General features: G+C 66.8%; 2 protein-coding genes. One reads left to right on the top strand and one right to left on the bottom strand.

The annotated features are described in order from the left end of the window. Positions 1 to 65 precede the first annotated feature (65 nt). Positions 66 to 3,476, bottom strand: a complete 3,411-nt coding sequence (locus B3446_RS00340) for a TM0106 family RecB-like putative nuclease (RefSeq protein WP_291376090.1) — start codon at positions 3,474 to 3,476, stop codon at positions 66 to 68. Between the two features lie 407 nt (positions 3,477 to 3,883). Here B3446_RS00340 and B3446_RS00335 point away from each other — a divergent pair. Continuing rightward, a partial coding sequence (locus tag B3446_RS00335) for a Sir2 family NAD-dependent protein deacetylase (RefSeq protein WP_291376088.1) occupies positions 3,884 to 4,124 on the top strand: 241 nt, incomplete at its 3' end.

Here is a 4,124-nt window from a genome sequence, read left to right as displayed (position 1 = left end):
AATTTTCCGCCGGCTCGGCGCGCCCGCCTCCTTCCCCGTATTGCGACGGCGTCACGCCGACCGCGCTACACGTGCTGACCCGCCTCGGCCACCCAGCACAGCGTGTTGACCAGCGCCATCTGTTCCGGCGTCTGGCAGCGCACCGACAGCAGGGCGGGGCTGGCGACCAGGATCGCCAGCGCCTTGGCCCGCGACACCGCCACGTTCAGGCGGTTCCTGCTGAACAGGAATTCCATGTCGCGCGGCATGGTTTCGCCACTGGAGGTGGCCATGGAAATGATCACCACCTGCGCTTCCTGGCCCTGGAACTTGTCGACAGTGCCTACTCGCGCACCCTCGGGCAGCGCTTGCCGCAGCGTGTTGACCTGCACGTTGTAGGGCGCCACCACCAGCACGTCGTCGGGCGTCATCGGCACGGCGTGCCCGTGCTTGTCCAGATAGCGCTGCCGCATCAGGCTGGCGTACAGCGCGGCGACTTCGCGCGCTTCCTCGTCGCTGGACTGCGCGTTGCCCTCGTGCACGACCGGCACGTACCGGATGCCGCTGGCGGCCAGCGCGTCCGCAGCGTCCGCACCCAGCACCAGGCCCTGGCCCGCGGCCGATTCCGCGGCGCGCAGCCGGCCGTCGTAGATGGCGTCCGAAATGAAGCCGCAGATCGCGGGGTGCATGCGATGGGACGTGTCCAGAAAGATGCCGCGATCAGCCGCGATGGTGGCGTGGCCGTTCAAGAGATATTCCAGCGTGGATTCGCCCGAGCGGCCGGGATGCGTGCCCTTGGTCGGCTGGCCAAGCTGCATCTGGTCGCCCAGCAGCACGATGTTGCGCGCGCATTGGCCCAGCGCGACCAGATTCGCCAGGCTGACCTGCCCGGCTTCATCCACGAACAGATAATCGAACTGCTGCTGAAAATCAGCCCGGCTGAACAGCCACGCCGTGCCGGCCACCAGTTGATGGCGCGCCAGGTCGATCTTGTCGTTGGCAAAGACGTCTTCGATGAAGTCGCCGTTGAAACAGGAGTCGTCGCCCTCCTTGCCCGACTTCTTGGCGCCGGTGAACGACAGGCCCGCCTCGCGCGCCGCCTTTTCCAGGCCAGAAAGCAGGTTGTTGATGGCGTGATGGCTGTTGGACGTGACCGCGATGCGCTTGCCCTGGCGCAGCAGGTTCACCAGCACGCGCGAGCCGGTGTAGGTCTTGCCCGCGCCGGGCGGGCCTTGCAGGAAGAGGGTGGTCTCGTCCATGCGGCCGACGATGTCCACGACCTGATCCAGCAGCGTTGCGCCCGGGTCGGCCAGCGGGGTGCCGGGCGGTACGCCGTCAATGCGCGGCGGCTCGTGCTTGAGCAGCGCATCCACCGCGCGGAACGGCGTGCTGGCGCCATCGTCCGAGGCGAGCAGCGCGTCGCCGTAGCGGAACATGGCGTTGGCCAGTTCGTCGATGCTGACCGGCCTGCCCGGCCCGAGCGACAGGCGCTGCGGCGGCATCGCCTTGCGCGACAGGGTGAAGGTGGCAACGCCGGCCGCAGGATCCACCGTCAGCCGGCTGATCGCCGGCCCGCCGCACACGTCCGTACAGGGGGACCCGGTGCGCAGTTTGGTCTGCTGCGCGGGAAACCGGTAGGTGTAGCGCAGCGACTGCGCCACCGGTTCCGGCGCCACCGTGTCATCGCGCACCAGTCCGGCCAGGCATTCGTTGTCTTCCATCAGTTCGGCATCGGTGGCCTCCATGCGGGCGAACATGGCCCACCATTCCGGCTTCTGTTCGCGGCGATGAAAATCCAGCAACTGGTAGACCAGCGCGCGATAGCGGTCGCGCGCTGACCAGTCCAGCTCGTCGGCGGGCAGGGAACCAAGCAGCGCGGCGCGGTAAGGTTCCAGGCGCAGTTCGGCGGCGGTCTTTTCGCCGACCTGGAACCGGGCGGCGTCGATCTGCTGCTGCGCGTCGCGGCGGTTCGCCCACGGCATGCCGTCAGGACGCAGCGCGCACAGCCATTCGCGCAGCTTGTACGTGGACAGCACGTCGTCGCGGTTGTAGTCGGCGATGTCCTGCAGCAATTGCGCCTCGCCGGTGCGCTTCCAGCGTTCGTAGTAGACGATGCTGGCGCCCGCGTTGGTCACGCCGCCCTCGCGCTGCGGCAAATAGAAGTGTTCGATGTTCTTGATGGAATACCCGGGTTCGGACACGCGCACGCCTTCGCGCACGACCTGGTACAGGTCCACCAGCTTGTTCATGCGCAGCAGGTTGTCGACCTCCGCCTCGCGCGTGGCGTGCACGGACATCAGCTTCTTGATCGCCGTCGCCTCGTAGGGCGCATAGTGATAGATGTGCGCATCGGGATGGCGGTGCAGCCGCGCCACGACGTAATCGATGAAGGCCTCGAAGGCCAGCTTCTCTTCGCCGCGGTTATGCGCCCAGAACGGCACGAAGCGCTCGTGGCCGTCGTCGATGACGTACAGGCCAAACAGATACTCCAGCCCGCCTTCCTCCAGCGGATCGCCTTCCATGTCGAAGAACATATCGCCCGCGTCCGGCTGCGGCATGCGTTCAAAGCCGCGCAGCGCGGTGTCGTCCGGGTCTTTGGCGATGCGGTCCCAATGGCGGCCGCCGTCGGTACGGGCGCGCAGCTGCAGCGCCGCCTGCGATCGCAGCTTGGAGAGGATGGCGGGCTCCAGGCGCGCCACGGCCGCGTCGGGCGCCAGCGTGCCCAGTTGTTCCAGCGTGCGGATGCCCTGCGCGTTCAGCTTGCGGATCTGCTGCCGCGTGATGTTGGCGACCAGCGACAGGTGATCGTCGTCGGCGCGGCGCGCCTTGCACAGCGGGTCCCAGCGGCACTGGGCGCATTTCTCACAGGGATCGGGATACGTGGACGCAGCGTCCCGCTGATCGACGTGCGCCTCGAAGCGGCGCACGACCTGGCGGAAGTAATGGGCATAGTCGGCCACGCGCAGGGCCACCTCGCGGCCGCTGCCCAGCACCACGTGCATGTGCAGCGGCGCCGCACCCTGTTCCAGGCCCAGCAGCCATGAATAGAACGAGAGCTGGATCGCGAACTTGGCGCGCGCCGACCGCGCCAGCTTGGTGTCGCTGGCCTCGTAGCTGTAATCGCCCAGGCGTGAAGGGCGTTCGGTCTTCAGCAGGAAATCGGCATGGCCAATGTATTGGCCATGCCGAAACGCCGCCTGGTAGATGACATCCGCGCCGTCGGCCATGGCCTCGCGCGTCCGGGCCAGGCGCGCGGCCAGCCCGTCGCCCGCATCGCTGACGTCGACGATGTGCCGGCCGCTTGCGCGCAGCCGTTCGAGATACGCGCGCTCGTGGTCCAGTCCCTTCTGCTGGATCAGTTCGAGCTGCTCGTCCTCTGGCGCGGCCGGCAGCGGCGATTCGAGGTTGAGCAGATCCAGCGTGGTGAGGTGCTCACACTCCAGGAAACCGACCAGGTCGGAGGCGGAAAACAACAGGCGGTCGCCGGTTTTTTGCATGGTGCGTAAATAGGCCGGGCGCAATTTGCGGAGGCCAAGAATAGCAAAACAGGAATTGGACATTATCCGGCGAATACCTAAGTAATCCCCTGAAATCCATTCCGATTAATTCAACCCTGAATTGTCCGAATGCAGTTTCATAATCCAGGCTGTTTCAGTAAATGGAAGCGACATGCCTGGTTTGTTCGATACGTTTAACTGCAGCCTTGGCCGCGCCGCGGCCTATTCAAACGGCGGGCGGTTCGCATGAAACTTCGCTCCCTCGATATCCCTGATTCCCTGGTGGAAACGCTGCGCGCGGCGCGCCTGATCGTCGTGGTGACGGGATCGGGCCTGAACCCCGCCAGCCGCCTNNGACGGGATCGGCCCTGACCCCCGCCACCCCCCTGCCACAAACCCGCGATGGCATGCGCGGCCTGTGGGCGCGCTACGATGCCGCGGCCCTGGCGACCGATGCCGGCTACCGCAACGATCCGTCGCTGGTGTGGGCCTGGCACGAGGAACGGCGGCGCCGCGCGCTGCTGGCCACGCCCAACGCGGCGCACCGCGCCATTGCGGCGCTGGCCGGTCGCGTGCCGGGCACGTTCGTGGTGACGCAGAACGGCGACACGCTGCATGAGCAGGCGGGCAGCCCGCGCATACTGCATC

It is taken from the genome of Achromobacter sp. UBA5777 (genome assembly GCF_002418565.1).
Taxonomy (GTDB): Bacteria; Pseudomonadota; Gammaproteobacteria; order Burkholderiales; family Burkholderiaceae_B; genus Achromobacter; species Achromobacter animicus.
The sequence above is the reverse complement of the archived record's forward strand: the minus strand, read 5'-3'. Positions and strand labels throughout refer to the sequence as shown.

Excerpts from the sequence above, each read along its gene's own strand:
- B3446_RS00340 (WP_291376090.1), bottom strand. The coding sequence starts at position 3,476 with ATGCAAAAAACCGGCGACCGCCTGTTGTTTTCCGCCTCCGACCTGGTC.